This window comes from Metasolibacillus meyeri, assembly GCF_003049505.1.
GTDB classification, from domain to species: domain Bacteria; phylum Bacillota; class Bacilli; order Bacillales_A; family Planococcaceae; genus Metasolibacillus; species Metasolibacillus meyeri.
The window spans coordinates 1-15,416 of the sequence record NZ_PYWN01000080.1; the positions used below are offsets into that span (position 1 = coordinate 1).

Here is a 15,416-nt window from a genome sequence, read left to right on the forward strand (position 1 = left end):
GCCTTCATCAAATTCACATATATTTGTTTAAAAGATTCGATATATTGTAAATTTTTCGAATTCACGATTTTAATTTTATTTTTTATTGCCTTTTTTATATTTCTTTTTGTTCTTGTATTATAGCCTTTAGAAATACTCTCTTGCTTCAAATCAATATAGATAGTTTTTCTATTATAATATTTTTCTCCATAGTAAAATTGATCATTTTCTAACATCGGATGAAATCTGATAAATTCTACTAGAATTTTATTAGTCTTGCACCATTCTAAATAATTAGCTATGACTTTCTTCTTGAAAAATTCATCCCCTAGTATAATAGGACCACCATAGCCATATACCGACTCTATATCTCTATATTCTGTATCCAATACTGCATTTAAAATGCATGGATGATAAAATATCTTATCACCTTCTTTTTCAGCAAAAAAAACAGCAGCCCCTCTGTTGACAGAAGCTAAAACATAGTCCGGATGATAATAAAATGATTTATATTTCTTAGGTAAATTTGTATAAATGTTCAATGCTTCATCATACGTTACTAAAATCCTACTTCAATCCTTTCATCAATTGAATAATTTTTCGCAGCTTTTGAATTTTTGATATTCCAAAACTCAAAAGGTGATATACCATCTCCTGGTCTTTTAAATGTAATATTCTCTTCAGTTAACAATTCACCTTTTTTTATTTCTTTATCAGCTACTATACTTTTTCTAGCTACTTTTCTGTTTTTCAGTTCTGATTCTGTAGGAAGTTTAATTCCGCTCCCTAATGCTTTCTCAACATTTCTAATACTTTTTACCATATTTATCAATTCTAAAGGCTCTAAAGAAGCTCTATGATCGGGTCCTTCAGCATTTTTATCGTATGTTATATGCTTTTCAATAATAGTTGCACCTAACGAAACTGCCGCAATAGTAGCTTCAATTCCTTCTGTATGATCAGAATAGCCAACTGGAAGTCCGAATGTACTTTTCATTGTTTGAATTGCTAATAAATTTACTTCATCTAACGGAGCTGGATATTCTGTAGTACAATGTAATAATTTTACCTTTTCAGACAATAATTTCTGACCTAGATTGGATATATACGCTTTTTCAAAAGTCTCTAAAGAAGGTACTACTGTATAATCATTAATTAATCCAAAAGCAATTACTCCCAATGCTCTTTCTATCTCAGCTAAAGTGGACATTCCTGTTGAGAGTATCATATTCACTTTTTCTTTTGCAATTGCTAATAAAAATGGAGCATTGGTAATTTCCCCTGATGGAATTTTGATAGTTTTTAATTTTAATGTATTAATTAAAAAATTTGCACTATCAAAATCAAATGGTGTTGAAAGGAACTCAATCTCTTCTATTTCACAAAATTCCTTCAATTCTGTAAATTCCCTAAAATCTAATTCAAGTTTTTTCACCATCTCTAACTGTGATTCACTCTGATTTGTAGTTGCCTTCTGGTATTCAGCTTTGTCTGCATATTGGCTTATTTCTTTTTCACTAATAAATGTTTGAAATTTGACGGCATCCGCTCCTGCCTCCTTTGCCATTTTGACAAGCTCTTTCGCCACTTCCAATGAGCCATTATGATTCACGCCTGCTTCTGCAATGATATAAGTTTTATTCATAAATCGTAAAACCCCTTTTTTATTGAAAATGACGGTAGTGCCTTTAAAATAGAGATAATTTGTTCTGATACATGACCATCACCAAAAATTTGGTTATATTCACCATTAAACTTTCGAGCCTGTTCAATCGTAGAATAAATTTCCTCTGTAACAAGCTGTGTATTAAACACCGAATTGGGCTGCTCACGACCTTCTTGCCTCATACCACAATTTACTGTAGGCGTTGTTAAATAAGGAACCTCAATTAGCCCACTTGAGGAATTACCAATGACGACTTCAGCATGCTTTACTGCGCTCAAGTATCTTAACTGTCCCAATGAATCATATAATTTAGCGTTAGGATGGATTAATGTAAATTCATAGATAACCTCATTAATTCTACGTCCACCATTGTCAGCATTGGATTTTGTAAAGAGTAAATTCACGTTCGGATATTTTTCTAAAGCTTTGAGTAGCTTAAAAATACCATCTGTTTGTCCATTTGTTTCAGGATGGTAGGTAATCAAAAACATCGGAAGTTGCTTATCCAATTGCAGTTGTTCAAACAATTCATCTTTCTTTAGTAACTGCAAATTCATAATATTCTCTATACCAATCGCACCAACATTGAATACGTTTTCAGGTGCTTCTCCTAATTGAATCACACGCTTGCGATGTGACTCTGTACTTGTAAAATGCCAAGTAGCCATTTTCGTAATCGAATGGCGGAGTGCATCATCATACGCTCCAAACGTACACTCTCCACCATGAAGATGTGCAATAGGAATTTGCATTATTAAGGAGGATTGGGCAACAGCTAGCATTTCAAAGCGATCCCCTAAAATAATAATTAAATCAGGCTGTAAACGGGCTAGTGCATCTGCAAAACCAATACTAGCTAACCCCATCGACTTTACTACACCTGTAGCAGTATCGGCTGATACCAATATTTCCACTTTTTCATTTATTATAAATCCATCTGTTTCAATTTGTTTGTACGTATCACCAAACTCTGGTGATAAATGCATGCCTGTCACTAGCAATTGTAATTGGAAAACTACATCTTGTTGGATTTTTTTTATTAAAGGGTACAGTAAACCGTATTCTGCTCTAGTTCCTGTTACTACGCAAATTTTTTGTTTCATTTTATATACCTCATTCATAAGTGTGCAGTTCATGTAAATCTAAACACACAGATTTATCCTTTTTAACCTCTTCCAAATAGCTATTCAATTCATCAGTCATTCTTCTTTAATTCATAACGCATCCCATATACTAAGATATAACCTATATCTTCTCTTTACTTACTTTGACGGGCGTACTTGGAATATTAATCACAGTCTGCTTTAACTGCTCTGTTATTGCTAAATTCATCTTTGGACATTCCTTATACATTTCAAGCTCATGCAGCGGTGTCCAAATCGGGCGACTCATCACCCCCTGCTCATTTAAAAAGTTTAAAACTTCATTACGATTATTTTGTTCATCTAACAAAATCACTTGAAGCCAATAATTACTTTTTGTATGGATAGGCTCTTTAAATAACCTTATTCCTGCAATATTCACTACTAAATTTTCATAAAATCTTGTTAAGTCTCGTTTTTGCTCAATAAACTGTGAAATCTTTTCCAGTTGAGCGCAGCCTAGAGCAGCATTAATATTTGGCATGCGATAATTATAGCCGATTTCATCATGGACAAACTCCCAACAATGTGGAACTTTAGCTGTAGTTGTTAAATGCTTAGCATAATTAGCAAGTTCTTCATCATTCGTTAAAATCACACCGCCACCACCAGTAGTAATCACTTTATTACCATTAAAACTCATTGCGCTCACTTTACCGAATGTTCCTGTATGTTTTCCATTATAGTAGCTGCCTAATGACTCTGCTGCATCTTCTACAAGCTCAAGCTTGTATTTATCACATAAAGCAACAAGCTCGTCTAACATACAAGGATGACCAAATGTGTGCATTGGTAATAAAGCCTTGATGCGACGATTTGTTTGCTTATTATATAATTCACCTTGTCTCAATTCTGCAATTTCACCCAAATACTGCTCTAACTTAAATGGATCGACACCTAGCGTTTCTTCATTTACATCCACAAAATGCGGAATAGCCTGTAAGTAGGATACAGCATTTGCCGTTGCGATAAATGTTAATGATGGCATTAATACTTCATCATCTGCCCTTACTCCAACAATCTTTAACGCAATATGCAGAGCAGCAGTGCCATTCACTACTGCAACAGCACGCTTCACTCCCACAAACTTGGCTAAATCCTCTTCGAACCTTGTCACATAAGAACCAACAGATGATACCCAGCCGGTTTGCACACAATCTGTCACATAGTCAATTTCTTTTTCATTGAATGTTGGTTCATGTAGTGCTATGAAATCTTTTCCATACAAATTTTTAATACTTTCAGCAAATTCCATCCATTGTTTATTCATATATTATAAACATCTGCCTTATATTGAGATAAATTTTTTAGAGTTGTCAACCATTCAATTGTTTCCTCCAAGCCTTTTCTAAAGCCTTCTTTCCCACCATACTGTGGTTCCCACCCTAAAAGCTCTTTTGCCTTTTTATTCTCTGCCCAAAGACGTTCTACTTCGCTTTTTTCTGGACGAAGACGTTGTTCATCTGTTTCAACCATTAAATTAACGCCCATAATATCCGCAATCATTTCAGCGGTTTCGCCGATGGATACTTCATAGTTCGAACCTATGTTAATGACTTCACCCACTGATTTCTCGGAATTCATCACAGAAATAAAGCCTCGTATTGTATCCTTCACATAATTAAAATCACGTGTTGGGCTAATTGCCCCTAGCTTAATTGTCGTTTTTCCGCTAGCTAACTGACTAATAATCGTTGGAATAACTGCGCGCGCTGATTGACGTGGACCGTATGTGTTAAATGGACGAATAATAGACACAGGTGTATCAAATGAACGATAAAATGATAATGCCATTTGGTCTGCACCAATTTTGGATGCTGAATACGGTGATTGCCCTTGTAGCGGATGATTTTCATCAATAGGCACATATAATGCCGTACCATACACTTCACTCGTCGATGTATGCACTACTTTTTCCACACCTAACTCTTTTGCCGCTTGTACAACATTTAATGTTCCTGTCACATTTGTATCAACATAAGTAGCTGGTGAATGGTAAGAATATGGTATTGCAATCAATGCTGCTAAATTCAACACATGTGTACAATCCTTCATTGCTTCTTTTACACCATATGGATCGCGAATATCACCAGAAAAGACGTCTAGTTGTGATTTAATTTCTTGTGATGATTGGTCAAGCCAGCCCCATGAATTAAATGAATTATAATAAACAAACGCCCGTACATCATAGCCCTGACGCACCAATTGTTCTGTTAAATGCGAGCCTATAAATCCATCTGCTCCAGTTACTAATATTTTACTCATAATATCATCCTACTTTTTTAAAATATATCTACCGTCAAAAACTCTACTATTCTCTATTTTCATTTCTTTAAATTCATCCCACTCTGTCACAAGCAATACCGCATCCGCCCTATCCAAGACTCCTTCAACGGAATCCATACATTGTGCCAAGTGCTTCACAACAGGATCATAAGCCTTTACCACTGCCCCATGCTTCTCCAACTCCTCAATCAAATAAAGAGATGGGGCTTCACGTAAATCATCTGTATTCGGCTTAAATGCTAAGCCTAACATACCAATAATTTTCCCTTCTACATCCCCATTAAAATAATCTAACACTTTATGTAAAAATAGTTCTCGCTGATGGAAGTTCGCTTTAATTGCACTTTCTACAATTGTTAACGGAAAACCATGCTTTCTTCCTAAATAAGCAATAGCCTCTGTATCCTTAGGAAAACAAGAACCTCCATATCCTAGCCCTGGATTTAAAAATGCTCGCCCAATGCGATGATCTAATCCCATACCATCAGCTACATCAAGCACATTAACTTCCATCTTCTCACAAAGATTTGCAATTTCATTAATATAACTGATTTTTGTAGCTAAAAAAGCATTAGAAGCATATTTGATCATTTCTGCACTACGGCGATTTGTGCGTACAATTGGTAATTTTAATGCGCTAAATAATTGTTCTACTATATCTCCGGCCTCAGCCACTTCAGCGCCAATCACAATTCGATCTCCATGAAATATATCATAAATCGCATGACCTTCGCGTAAAAACTCTGGATTTGATACAACATCTACTTTTACATTCGATACTAAATTTTCTTTAATAACTGTTTCTATTAAATCATTTGTGCCGACTGGAACAGTACTTTTCATAATAACAATTGTGTCATTCACAATATTTTGTGCAATGTCCTTTGCCGCTTGTTGAATATATGTTAAGTCTGCTGCTCCGTTATCACTTTGAGGTGTACCGACTGCAATAAATACAATGTTAGCCTTCTCAAAAGCCTCTCGATGATTCGTTGTAAAATATAGACGATTCACATCTATGTTCTTTGCCATTAATTCATCTAAACCAGGCTCATATATTGGTGATTGACCTGTCTTCAATGTATTGACCTTTTGCTCATCGTTGTCAATACAAGTAACTGTATGACCAATTTCAGAAAGCACTACACCTGTTACTAAACCTACATAGCCTGTACCAATAACTGCTACATTCTTCATACTTTTTCCACCACTTCTTTAATATAAGCAAGTATTTCTTCTCTCAAATCCTCACGCTCTAATGCAAAATCAATCGTTGCTTGTACAAAGCCTACTTTGCTCCCACAATCATACAGCTTTCCTTGTATATCATGTGCGACAATGCGCTCTAAATGATTTAATAGCTCAATCGCATCTGTTAGTTGAATTTCGCCACCAGCTCCAAGTTCTGTTACTTGTAACGTTTTGAAAATATTCGGAGTTAAAATATAGCGCCCCATAATCGCTAAGTTGGAAGGCGCTTCCTCAGCTTTCGGCTTTTCAATAAAGCCCTTTACTTCAATTGCTTCTCCTACTATAATATCGCTCTTTGGATCAATGACACCATATTGATGTACAACATTTATATCAACAGCCTGTACGCCTATAACAGATGTTTGTTCCTTTTCGTATGTATCAATCAATTGAGCTAATGCTGGTTGTTCAGCCTGCAAAATAATATCACCTAACAATACCGCAAAGGGTTCATCACCTATGAAGCGATGTGCACAATAAATGGCATCTCCTAAGCCCTTTGCTTCCTTTTGACGAATATAATGAATATTAGCCAAGTTAGATATCGCTTGAATCTCAGCGAGATCCTCCCACTTCTCCTTTTTCGTCAACACTTCCTCAAGCTCATATGTTTTATCAAAATGATCTTCGATTGAACGTTTATTACGACCACTAATAATAATGATATCCTCAATACCTGCTGCTACCGCTTCTTCAACAATATATTGAATCGTTGGTTTGTCGACAATTGGTAGCATTTCTTTAGGTTGTGCCTTTGTCGCAGGCAAGAATCGAGTTCCTAAGCCCGCAGCAGGTATTACGGCCTTGCGCACTTTTTTCATCTATACTCGCCCCTTAAAATAAGCAATTGTTTCTTGAAGTCCTTCATCCAGCATAATCTTAGGCTCCCAATTCAATAATTGTTTTGCTTCCTCAATAATTGGTTGACGTTGCTTTGGATCATCCTGAGGTAATGATTGATATTGTAACGACGTTGGATTTCCAGTCCATTTCATCACTTTTTCTGCTAGCTCCAACATCGTAAATGCATTTGGATTCCCTAAATTTACAGGTCCTGTAATATGCTTAGGTGTTGCCATTAATCTTAAAAAACCGTCAATTAAATCATCCACATAACAAAACGAGCGTGTTTGCTGTCCATCTCCGTACACTGTTAAAGGCTTATTTTGTAGTGATTGTACAATAAAATTGCTTACTACTCGCCCATCCTTTGCATCCATACGCGGACCATATGTATTAAAAATACGAACAATTTTAATCTCAATATCGTACATTCTTGCATAATCAAAAAATAAAGTTTCCGCACCACGCTTGCCTTCATCATAGCAGCTACGAATACCTATTGGATTGACATGCCCCCAATACCCCTCAGGCTGTGGATGTACTAATGGGTCACCATATACCTCTGATGTAGAGGCTTGAAAAATCTTTGCCCCTGTTTGACGAGCTAGTTCCAATAAATGTAGTGCGCCTAATACACTTGTTTTGAATGTGTGCACAGGATTTGCCTGATAATGAATGGGACTAGCAGGGCATGCTAAATTATAAATTTCATCAAAATGTCCTACTACTGGCAACGATTCTGTAATATCATGCTGAATGAATGTAATTTCGTCTATAATATGCTTAATATTTTCCATTGTGCCTGTTTGTAAATTATCTATACAAACAATTTCATGACCTTGTGCTAATAATCGATCAATCAAATGTGAGCCAAGAAAGCCTGCTCCACCTGTTATTAAAATGTGTTTTTTCATATCGTGCCTCCAAATTTCTTTTGATGCCAAGCACAAGCTATGTCAATAATTTGTTCTAAATCGAATTGAGGCTCTCACTGAATAACCGCCTTTCCTTTATCTGCACAGCCAATTAGTTGTCCTGAGTCACCAGTACATCGAACTGTTAATTGATATGGAATCGGCTTATCTGTTATTTTTCAACTATTTAAATAATTTCTAAGGTTAGAAGTTATTCCGATAATATTTAGCAGACTCTAGGTCAGATATACATATATACGCAAATGCTACAAAGTGAATCACTGTATGAATACTGGGATATTATATAAAAAAAGATTGTGTAAGTCTTCAAAAAAGCTAAGTCACCTTTAACAAGTTGGCTTTGTGCAAGTCCATGATATCCTGTACTCGAATTATCAAAACAACAACTCACTCATCTTTCTCTACTCAGTATTTCACTGTATGTGAGCCAATATAGCCTGCCCTACAACTACTGCAATCATTTATATCCCTTCCGCTAATTCACGTAGCTGATCAACTGTTAACCAATCTTCATTGACATCGCTTGTATAAGAAAATCCATCTTTCAACGCTTGTCCGCCTTTTGCATACTTCGCTGACCAAAATGGAAACTCTGGCTGAATCACATAGTATGTATCAAATTCAACAGTGTGTCTTGCGTCATCCTCCATAATCATTGCCTCATGAAGCTTTTCGCCTGGACGAATACCTACAATCTCAATTTCACATTCTGGTGCAATCGCTTTTGCTAAGTCTGTCACCTTCATACTAGGAATTTTGGGTACAAATATTTCGCCACCATGCATACGTTCTAAATTGTCTAATACAAATTGTACACCTTGCTCTAATGTAATCCAGAAGCGCGTCATACGCTCATCTGTAACAGGGAGCACACCAGTTTCTTTGATTTTTTTAAAAAATGGTACAACACTTCCTCGACTACCAACAACATTCCCGTAGCGGACAACTGCAAAGTGCGTTTTCTTTTCCCCTACATAAGCATTTGCTGCAACAAATAATTTATCAGATGCTAATTTAGTCGCGCCGTATAAATTGACTGGTGCACATGCCTTATCTGTTGATAATGCAATAACCTTTTCAACCCCACAGTCTATAGCTGCTTCGATAATATTTTGTGCACCGTGGATATTCGTCTTCACTGCTTCGAATGGATTGTATTCACATGCATCAACATGCTTCATTGCTGCTGCGTGGATGACAATATTTACACCATCGAATGCTCTATGCAAACGTTCTTGATCTCGAACATCCCCAATAAAGAAGCGCAATCGATTGTCATCAAATTCCTGCTTCATTTCATATTGCTTTAGCTCATCACGACTAAATATAATAATTTTTTTCACACCGAGCTCTAGCGCCTTTTTCGTAAATTTTTTACCAAATGAACCTGTTCCACCCGTCACTAGCACTGTTTTATTTTTTAACGTACCCATCTATGTATATCTCCAATCTATCAAAAAGATTATATATTGTCCTAAATTATACACCAAAATTACTACTCTATATATCGACATAATTCCTTAAAAATAAATAAAAAACCTACTAAGATGTAGGTTTTTTAATCTTTTTGTACTATTCGCAATAATTCTTGTTCAATAAGACACTCTATTTGTGATATGTACGTTCCTTTAGCAGAGGTTGTGTATAGGTGCGCAGTCATTCGTTGTCCCTTTGCCTCTATCCATTTTGCATAGCTTTGCAAATTCGGAGTTGATTGAATCTTACTGCCATCATTTGCTTTGACTATTCTGATGTTTGTATCTTTTTGCACAGTTCGTCCTGATGTTGATTGCCCTGCATGTGTTCTATCTCCCTCAAAGCCTAAATCTAGCCCGAATAAAATGATTTTTTCAAAGCCTAAATAATCAAGTAAGCTTAAAGCGATAGTCGACACAGAGCCTCCTGTTTCTAACATCGGCATATTATACTCATGTGCTAATTGCTCAGCTGGTGTATAACCCTGCTGAAGCATTAAATATCTATCACCTTGATGGGCACTTACTGTAGCTGTATTTGCAGTGCTTAAATAAAATAAATCACCGTTATAATTTACTCCAGTAAATTGCTGTAAAATATTTTTCTTTGCGTCTGAAATAATTGTTGCTGAGGGGACAATATTATATGCTAACAGCATTTTTAAGGCAGAGCCTACTACAAAAATCTCCACCTGCTCCTCTATATTTTTCAACCATTGAACCGTTGTATTTAAAGAAGGCCCTGAAGCTACAAGACAAGCAATTTTTTTTTTGTATGTAGGGTAGTGTGTACGCTTCGACCACCCTTGAATGTTTGCTCTAAAATTTTGTTGCATCATTTCAGCTGATTTTTTATATGTTACTTGATTTATTTTAATTACTTCTAAATATGCAAATAGTGGATGATTTTGTCCGATTGCTTGCAATATTTGATTGGGAATCAACACTTGTATATGTTCATCTAATTGTCTATCCTTTAAATCTGTCACAACCTCAAAATTACATGCATTTATATTGTATTGCTGACACAGTTCCTGCTCTTGCTGCTCAAAGCAATAGACAAGGACTTTCCTACCATCTGCTAATTGCACTAATCTCTCTGCATGATAGCCCAAACCTAAGCCTATTAATAAATAACTGGTGCTAGCATCATCGAATTCAGCATCAATCCAGCGCCACGCATCCTCACGCGGGCGGTAACGGCTGTACAGGGAAACATCATTAAGTTGCAATGAATGCTCCCCATTTTTAGCCATCACTGTTGTCCATTTCATTATTGCTCAATTCCTTCAATTTGTGTTACTTGTTCAAAAAACGGCGCGATTTCATATTCAAACATATCCGCTACTAATACATAGTCTTGAATTTCTAGGCCACTATTAATTTCATTTAAAAATTCATGAATTGGTTCGATTTGAAGGGTCGTTTTCACATCATTTTGACTCAATAAATCAGTCACTTGTACAAGCCAGCCCATTCCTTCTGAAAATTGCAAAATAAGCTGTAACGCCTCTTGTATTTCATCCTGGCGTAAATGTGTTGCAATTTGCATACTACCTGGTGCAATATTTTTAATATATTGATTGTAGCTTTCTACTACGTCTGAAACCACTTCATTCATTATTTTGACCATCCTTTTTATCATTTAATATTTGTTTTGTCGCTTCTATGCAATACTCGACTATTTTCTTTAATTCTGTGTATAGTACTTCTGTTTGCTCCCTTACACGTTCAAATTGCTCTTGTTTCGTTTCATTTATTTTTGGTAAATAATCGCGCATTACTTTCATTGTAACAGGTGATGCAATCGTTTCAATGGCTAATTGCTTTAGCTTTCTTTGTAAGTGTTTGTCGATTTTTTCTAATTTTTTTACCGTCTTATTATCAAATTCATCTATTTTTTTATTTTGCTCTAAAGCTTGGATACCTTCATCAAGGAATTTTATCATTTCTTCATATAAGTGAATATCTCTCTCCAGCTGCTCTGCGGCCTCTTGAAAAATACCTGATCCTATTGATGTCACAATTTTGACAGCTTGCTCTTTGGCAAATTGCTCACAAAATTGCTGAAAAGGGATTTGCTTATAATTATTAAGCTTAATACCACCTTCAGTACAATTAAAAAATAAATTAACAGGTGGCTCCTTTACTAACAAATCTTCGAATTCCAGCTTCATTGAATAAAAACCTGGCGTTGTCCAAATAAGCTCTCCATTATACCCTTCTGTTTGGAAAGCCTCTTGTTCTTGCAAAAACTGTGCATCTACTTCTCTAGCGTTTATATTATGCTTCGCATGTGTCAAATTATCTGTAAAAGCTAAATCTTGCCCAATTAAAGCAATAGATCCACTTGTCAAAAGTTGAGCCAGAGAAAAGGCACTATGCGCAACACTGCCCCCCCCTGGAACAGTTGGTAAGTCTAGTTTTAAACGTTTAGCTAAGTATTCATTAGTGCCTTTAAATCCCGCTGCATTAAACATATAGGCTTTTCGTTCGAAAGATGTACGTACACCTGGATGACTTTGCGCTGTATAAAGTAATTCAGCATGCTCAAATCTCATATTTTTAAAATGATTGTAGTTTGGTTCACCACCATCAATTGAAACAACATAGTCTGGTTCAATACCTTCATTTAATAATGTTGATGCAGTAGAACCTGCTGCCATTAAAATAAGCTGCTGACGATATTTTCGTAATAATGGTAACTGTTTATTTAGGGATGGGCCCCCCGCAGCAACAACAACCGGCGCTGTATATTTTTGTTGTAAATCATAGCCACTACAATCATTTTCTAAATAAAATAGGTTATTCATTAAATTATTTTGCCAATCTTTTGCATAACGTAACAATGTATAATCATTCGTACTATTTTTGTACTGTACTCCTTTAATATCAAGCAGTAGTTCTTTGTAAATATCGGGGAACATTTTATCATAGTTTGGTAAACAAAATACTTTAAATGAAGTACGATAATCAGAGGCAAACTCTTTTAAAATCACGTCCCAGCGTCCAATAGAATCCTCATTATATAAAGGTAGATGATGATGTTTCGTTGAAATTTTGAATTGCTCTTTTTTAAATAATGGGTCAATCACTAAAATGGGTTCATTAAAATGCTGAACCTTTTGTAATGCATCAATCACATAGCCACATCCATACCCAAATAATATATGTGCATAATGTGGTGTGTATATTTTCTTCGCCAATTGCTCAGCATCTGCTAACGGATTATATTTACTATGTATAAAATAATCTCCTACTTTTACAGTAGGCACGCCCACTTTTGTCTCCAAATACTCAATATTCATTCTCTCACCTCTTTATACTATATCGACAAAATTAGCTGTATTTATAGAAAAAACCTCTAGCAAATTTGCTAGAGGTTTTACATAGGCTATAAATTAACCTAATAATTGAAGAACGCCTTGTGGCTGTTGGTTAGCTTGAGCTAACATAGATTGTGCAGCTTGCATTAAGATGTTGTTCTTAGTGAACTGCATCATTTCCTTCGCCATATCTGTATCGCGGATACGAGATTCAGCAGCAGTTAAGTTTTCAGATGTAGCACCTAAGTTATTGATTGTGTGCTCTAAACGGTTTTGAACAGCACCAAGAGATGCACGAGTTTCAGATACGCGTTTTAAAGCTGAATCAACTACAGAAATTGCATTGTCAGCGCCTGATTGCGTAGTAATATTGATACCTGTACCAACTGCACCAGGTGTAGTAATTACCGCAGTAGCACTACTAATCGCACTAACACCAAGTGCCGCTGCTGACATGTTACCAATGCTTAAGTTAATTGATTGACCAGAGTTTGCACCAATGTGGAATACTTTACCACCTGCTGCTGTAGCATTATCAATCTGGAAGCCTGTACCTGATCCTACTTTACCACCAAATGTACCATCTAATAATTTTTGAGTATTGAACTCAGTATCTGTTGAAATACGCGTGATTTCATCAGCTAAAGATTTAATTTCTAATTGTAATGCTGAACGGTCAGCTGATACGTTTGTATCATTTGCAGATTGTACTGCTAGTTCACGCATACGTTGTAGGATTGCATGTGTTTCGTTTAATGCACCCTCAGCAGTTTGGATTAAAGAAATTGAATCTTGAGCGTTTTTCGTAGCCATATCAAGACCACGGATTTGTCCACGCATTTTTTCAGAGATTGCTAAACCTGCAGCGTCATCGCCAGCGCGGTTTACTTTGTAACCTGAAGATAATTTCTCAAGGTTTTTAGCTGATTGAGCATTGTTAAAACCAAGGTTACGGTGTGCGTTTAATGCAGAAATGTTGTGTTGAATTCTCATGATAGAATTCCTCCTTGAATTGTTTTTGTATAACCCACATCCGTGTGGGAAAGTTTGGAGTCAGTAGTATGTACTACCTCACCTTACAAACTATATATCGTATTACTTTTTAAATGTTTAATAGTTTTTTTAAATTTTTTATTTATTTTTCTTCAATTTATTTAATATATCAGTCGGCGTAGCTAAAGCCTCTTTATTTTGCTCCTGTATTGCCTGAAATACTTCTGAACGATGAACCTTGATCGTTTTTGGGGCAACGATACCAAGTTTTACTTGGTCCCCCTCAACAGCAAGCACTTTCACTTCAATTTGATCACCAATTACGATTGATTCCCCTGTTTTTCTTGATAGCACAAGCATTAGTCAGCACTTCCTTCCAGAGTGCCAATTGGATAGCGTAAAGGATAGCTTATGCTGTCTTGTAGTACAATTTGTTTCCCTAACTTTTTCTTTGTATTAATAATAATCGGTGCCAATAAATTCATCGTTGATTCTTGGAAGGATTCTTTAAGTGTTAAAATTGCATATGCAATAACATCTTCCTCTTGCTCAATTTGTAAATCTATTTTTTCTGCTTCTTCCATGTCAAAAGCATAATCATTTTTGAAGGCAAATGGGTATGCAAGTACAAAGCCAAGCTCTTGCTGTTCAATTGATTGTAAAACAACTAAAGGTAAATCTGCATCTAATGGAAGGAGTACAAACTTTTGTGCATTTGGGAATCCAGGTAAACCCATTTCAAAAGTTAAAATATCTTGCTCTTTAATTTCTACTTCACCTAAAAATTTTGTTTCAATATTCATTTCGTTGCCCTCTCCTTTTAACCAATTACATCAATATCTACACGCGGTCTTTGTGTCATTGTACCTGTTACTTTACCAGGTGTATAGTCGTGGATTGGTTTGTTCACCTTTACGTCGATTTTCGGTTCGTTACGTGTAATATTTACATCTACTGTAGCTGGTGTATATTTGATTTTTACAGAACCGATAGAAGGTACGAATTTAATATTATATGGTCCTGGGCGCTTTGGACCTGTATTTTGTTTAGCAATTTGTTGAATAACAGCGCCACCTTGCCCCTTTCCTGCACTCAGCATCATTTGACGCCCCTCTCGTACACGTCTTGAAAGACCTTTCAGCATTTCTTGACGCCCCTCCTGCGCATAGCGTTTTATCATTTCACCTGTTGGGAAATAGCCTAAATCTCTGCGTGCATCCGATGAATCAATTTGTAAATTGCTTGGTGTAGTATGAATTCTCACTGTTGCAGGTGGCTGCGAAATTGTTTGCTCTGCTCGAGGTTGACGAATTCGCTGCACAGGGTCATGAATTTTCCAATTCATTTGAATATCTGTTGTTTGAATTTGAATTTGTGGTAATCGCATTTAGTTCCCACCTTTCAAGAAAAGCGTCTGAACAAATTGTTCAAACGCTTTATATAGTCCATTTCTTTTACTTTCACGCTTGCCCCTGTCGCTTCGCTTTCGGGGCAGAACTTTTTGCTTACGCGGTTTGCCC

At 36.1% G+C, this 15,416-nt stretch carries 16 protein-coding genes; all 16 read right to left on the reverse strand.

The window, feature by feature from the left end:
- Nucleotides 1-521, reverse strand: a 521-nt coding sequence (locus tag C9J34_RS12355) for a hypothetical protein (protein WP_202973683.1), incomplete at its 3' end; no start/stop codon positions are given.
- Between the two features lie 17 nt (nucleotides 522-538).
- A complete protein-coding gene (neuB, locus tag C9J34_RS12360) occupies nucleotides 539-1,624 on the reverse strand; it encodes an N-acetylneuraminate synthase (protein ID WP_107840196.1) in 1,086 nt (361 codons plus the stop codon).
- Nucleotides 1,621-2,748, reverse strand: a complete 1,128-nt coding sequence (gene neuC / locus C9J34_RS12365) for a UDP-N-acetylglucosamine 2-epimerase (RefSeq protein ID WP_107840197.1) — start codon at nucleotides 2,746-2,748, stop codon at nucleotides 1,621-1,623. Before neuC ends, neuB begins: the two co-directional genes overlap by 4 nt.
- Nucleotides 2,749-2,890: 142 nt before the next feature.
- Entirely contained in the window at nucleotides 2,891-4,057 is a 1,167-nt protein-coding gene (locus C9J34_RS12370) for a LegC family aminotransferase (RefSeq protein WP_107840199.1), read from the reverse strand.
- On the reverse strand, nucleotides 4,054-5,052 hold the full coding sequence (locus C9J34_RS12375; protein WP_107840201.1) for an NAD-dependent 4,6-dehydratase LegB: 999 nt from the start codon (nucleotides 5,050-5,052) through the stop codon (nucleotides 4,054-4,056). Before C9J34_RS12375 ends, C9J34_RS12370 begins: the two co-directional genes overlap by 4 nt.
- Before the next feature lie 9 nt (nucleotides 5,053-5,061).
- A complete protein-coding gene (locus C9J34_RS12380) occupies nucleotides 5,062-6,270 on the reverse strand; it encodes a UDP-glucose dehydrogenase family protein (protein ID WP_107840203.1) in 1,209 nt (402 codons plus the stop codon).
- Nucleotides 6,267-7,145, reverse strand: coding sequence for a UTP--glucose-1-phosphate uridylyltransferase GalU (gene galU, locus C9J34_RS12385; RefSeq protein ID WP_107840205.1), 879 nt, complete (start codon nucleotides 7,143-7,145; stop codon nucleotides 6,267-6,269). Before galU ends, C9J34_RS12380 begins: the two co-directional genes overlap by 4 nt.
- Complete coding sequence (locus C9J34_RS12390) at nucleotides 7,146-8,081, reverse strand: UDP-glucuronic acid decarboxylase family protein (RefSeq protein WP_107840207.1); 936 nt, start codon at nucleotides 8,079-8,081, stop codon at nucleotides 7,146-7,148. It abuts the gene before it with no gap.
- Between the two features lie 482 nt (nucleotides 8,082-8,563).
- On the reverse strand, nucleotides 8,564-9,535 hold the full coding sequence (gene pseB / locus C9J34_RS12395) for a UDP-N-acetylglucosamine 4,6-dehydratase (inverting) (RefSeq protein ID WP_107840209.1): 972 nt from the start codon (nucleotides 9,533-9,535) through the stop codon (nucleotides 8,564-8,566).
- Between the two features lie 125 nt (nucleotides 9,536-9,660).
- Nucleotides 9,661-10,851, reverse strand: a complete 1,191-nt coding sequence (locus C9J34_RS12400) for a motility associated factor glycosyltransferase family protein (RefSeq protein ID WP_107840211.1) — start codon at nucleotides 10,849-10,851, stop codon at nucleotides 9,661-9,663.
- Nucleotides 10,851-11,198, reverse strand: coding sequence for a DUF8042 domain-containing protein (locus C9J34_RS12405; protein WP_107840213.1), 348 nt, complete (start codon nucleotides 11,196-11,198; stop codon nucleotides 10,851-10,853). The genes C9J34_RS12400 and C9J34_RS12405 overlap by 1 nt, the downstream gene beginning before the upstream one ends.
- Nucleotides 11,191-12,885, reverse strand: a complete 1,695-nt coding sequence (locus tag C9J34_RS12410) for a motility associated factor glycosyltransferase family protein (protein ID WP_107840215.1) — start codon at nucleotides 12,883-12,885, stop codon at nucleotides 11,191-11,193. The genes C9J34_RS12405 and C9J34_RS12410 overlap by 8 nt, the downstream gene beginning before the upstream one ends.
- Nucleotides 12,886-12,978: 93 nt before the next feature.
- Nucleotides 12,979-13,896: a flagellin Hag gene (hag, locus tag C9J34_RS12415; protein ID WP_107840217.1), complete on the reverse strand. Its 918-nt coding sequence runs from the start codon at nucleotides 13,894-13,896 to the stop codon at nucleotides 12,979-12,981.
- Between the two features lie 138 nt (nucleotides 13,897-14,034).
- Entirely contained in the window at nucleotides 14,035-14,256 is a 222-nt protein-coding gene (csrA, locus tag C9J34_RS12420; RefSeq protein ID WP_107840219.1) for a carbon storage regulator CsrA, read from the reverse strand.
- Nucleotides 14,256-14,699, reverse strand: a complete 444-nt coding sequence (fliW, locus tag C9J34_RS12425) for a flagellar assembly protein FliW (RefSeq protein WP_107840221.1) — start codon at nucleotides 14,697-14,699, stop codon at nucleotides 14,256-14,258. Before fliW ends, csrA begins: the two co-directional genes overlap by 1 nt.
- Before the next feature lie 17 nt (nucleotides 14,700-14,716).
- Nucleotides 14,717-15,283, reverse strand: a complete 567-nt coding sequence (locus C9J34_RS12430) for a DUF6470 family protein (protein ID WP_107840223.1) — start codon at nucleotides 15,281-15,283, stop codon at nucleotides 14,717-14,719.
- Nucleotides 15,284-15,416: the final 133 nt, after the last annotated feature.

Coding starts and splice junctions, on each gene's coding strand:
- neuB (WP_107840196.1), bottom strand. CDS start 1,624: ATGAATAAAACTTATATCATTGCAGAAGCAGGCGTGAATCATAATGGC.
- neuC (WP_107840197.1), bottom strand. CDS start 2,748: ATGAAACAAAAAATTTGCGTAGTAACAGGAACTAGAGCAGAATACGGT.
- C9J34_RS12370 (WP_107840199.1), bottom strand. CDS start 4,057: ATGAATAAACAATGGATGGAATTTGCTGAAAGTATTAAAAATTTGTAT.
- C9J34_RS12375 (WP_107840201.1), bottom strand. CDS start 5,052: ATGAGTAAAATATTAGTAACTGGAGCAGATGGATTTATAGGCTCGCAT.
- C9J34_RS12380 (WP_107840203.1), bottom strand. CDS start 6,270: ATGAAGAATGTAGCAGTTATTGGTACAGGCTATGTAGGTTTAGTAACA.
- galU (WP_107840205.1), bottom strand. CDS start 7,145: ATGAAAAAAGTGCGCAAGGCCGTAATACCTGCTGCGGGCTTAGGAACT.
- C9J34_RS12390 (WP_107840207.1), bottom strand. CDS start 8,081: ATGAAAAAACACATTTTAATAACAGGTGGAGCAGGCTTTCTTGGCTCA.
- pseB (WP_107840209.1), bottom strand. CDS start 9,535: ATGGGTACGTTAAAAAATAAAACAGTGCTAGTGACGGGTGGAACAGGT.
- C9J34_RS12400 (WP_107840211.1), bottom strand. CDS start 10,851: ATGAAATGGACAACAGTGATGGCTAAAAATGGGGAGCATTCATTGCAA.
- C9J34_RS12405 (WP_107840213.1), bottom strand. CDS start 11,198: ATGAATGAAGTGGTTTCAGACGTAGTAGAAAGCTACAATCAATATATT.
- C9J34_RS12410 (WP_107840215.1), bottom strand. CDS start 12,885: ATGAATATTGAGTATTTGGAGACAAAAGTGGGCGTGCCTACTGTAAAA.
- hag (WP_107840217.1), bottom strand. CDS start 13,896: ATGAGAATTCAACACAACATTTCTGCATTAAACGCACACCGTAACCTT.
- csrA (WP_107840219.1), bottom strand. CDS start 14,256: ATGCTTGTGCTATCAAGAAAAACAGGGGAATCAATCGTAATTGGTGAT.
- fliW (WP_107840221.1), bottom strand. CDS start 14,699: ATGAATATTGAAACAAAATTTTTAGGTGAAGTAGAAATTAAAGAGCAA.
- C9J34_RS12430 (WP_107840223.1), bottom strand. CDS start 15,283: ATGCGATTACCACAAATTCAAATTCAAACAACAGATATTCAAATGAAT.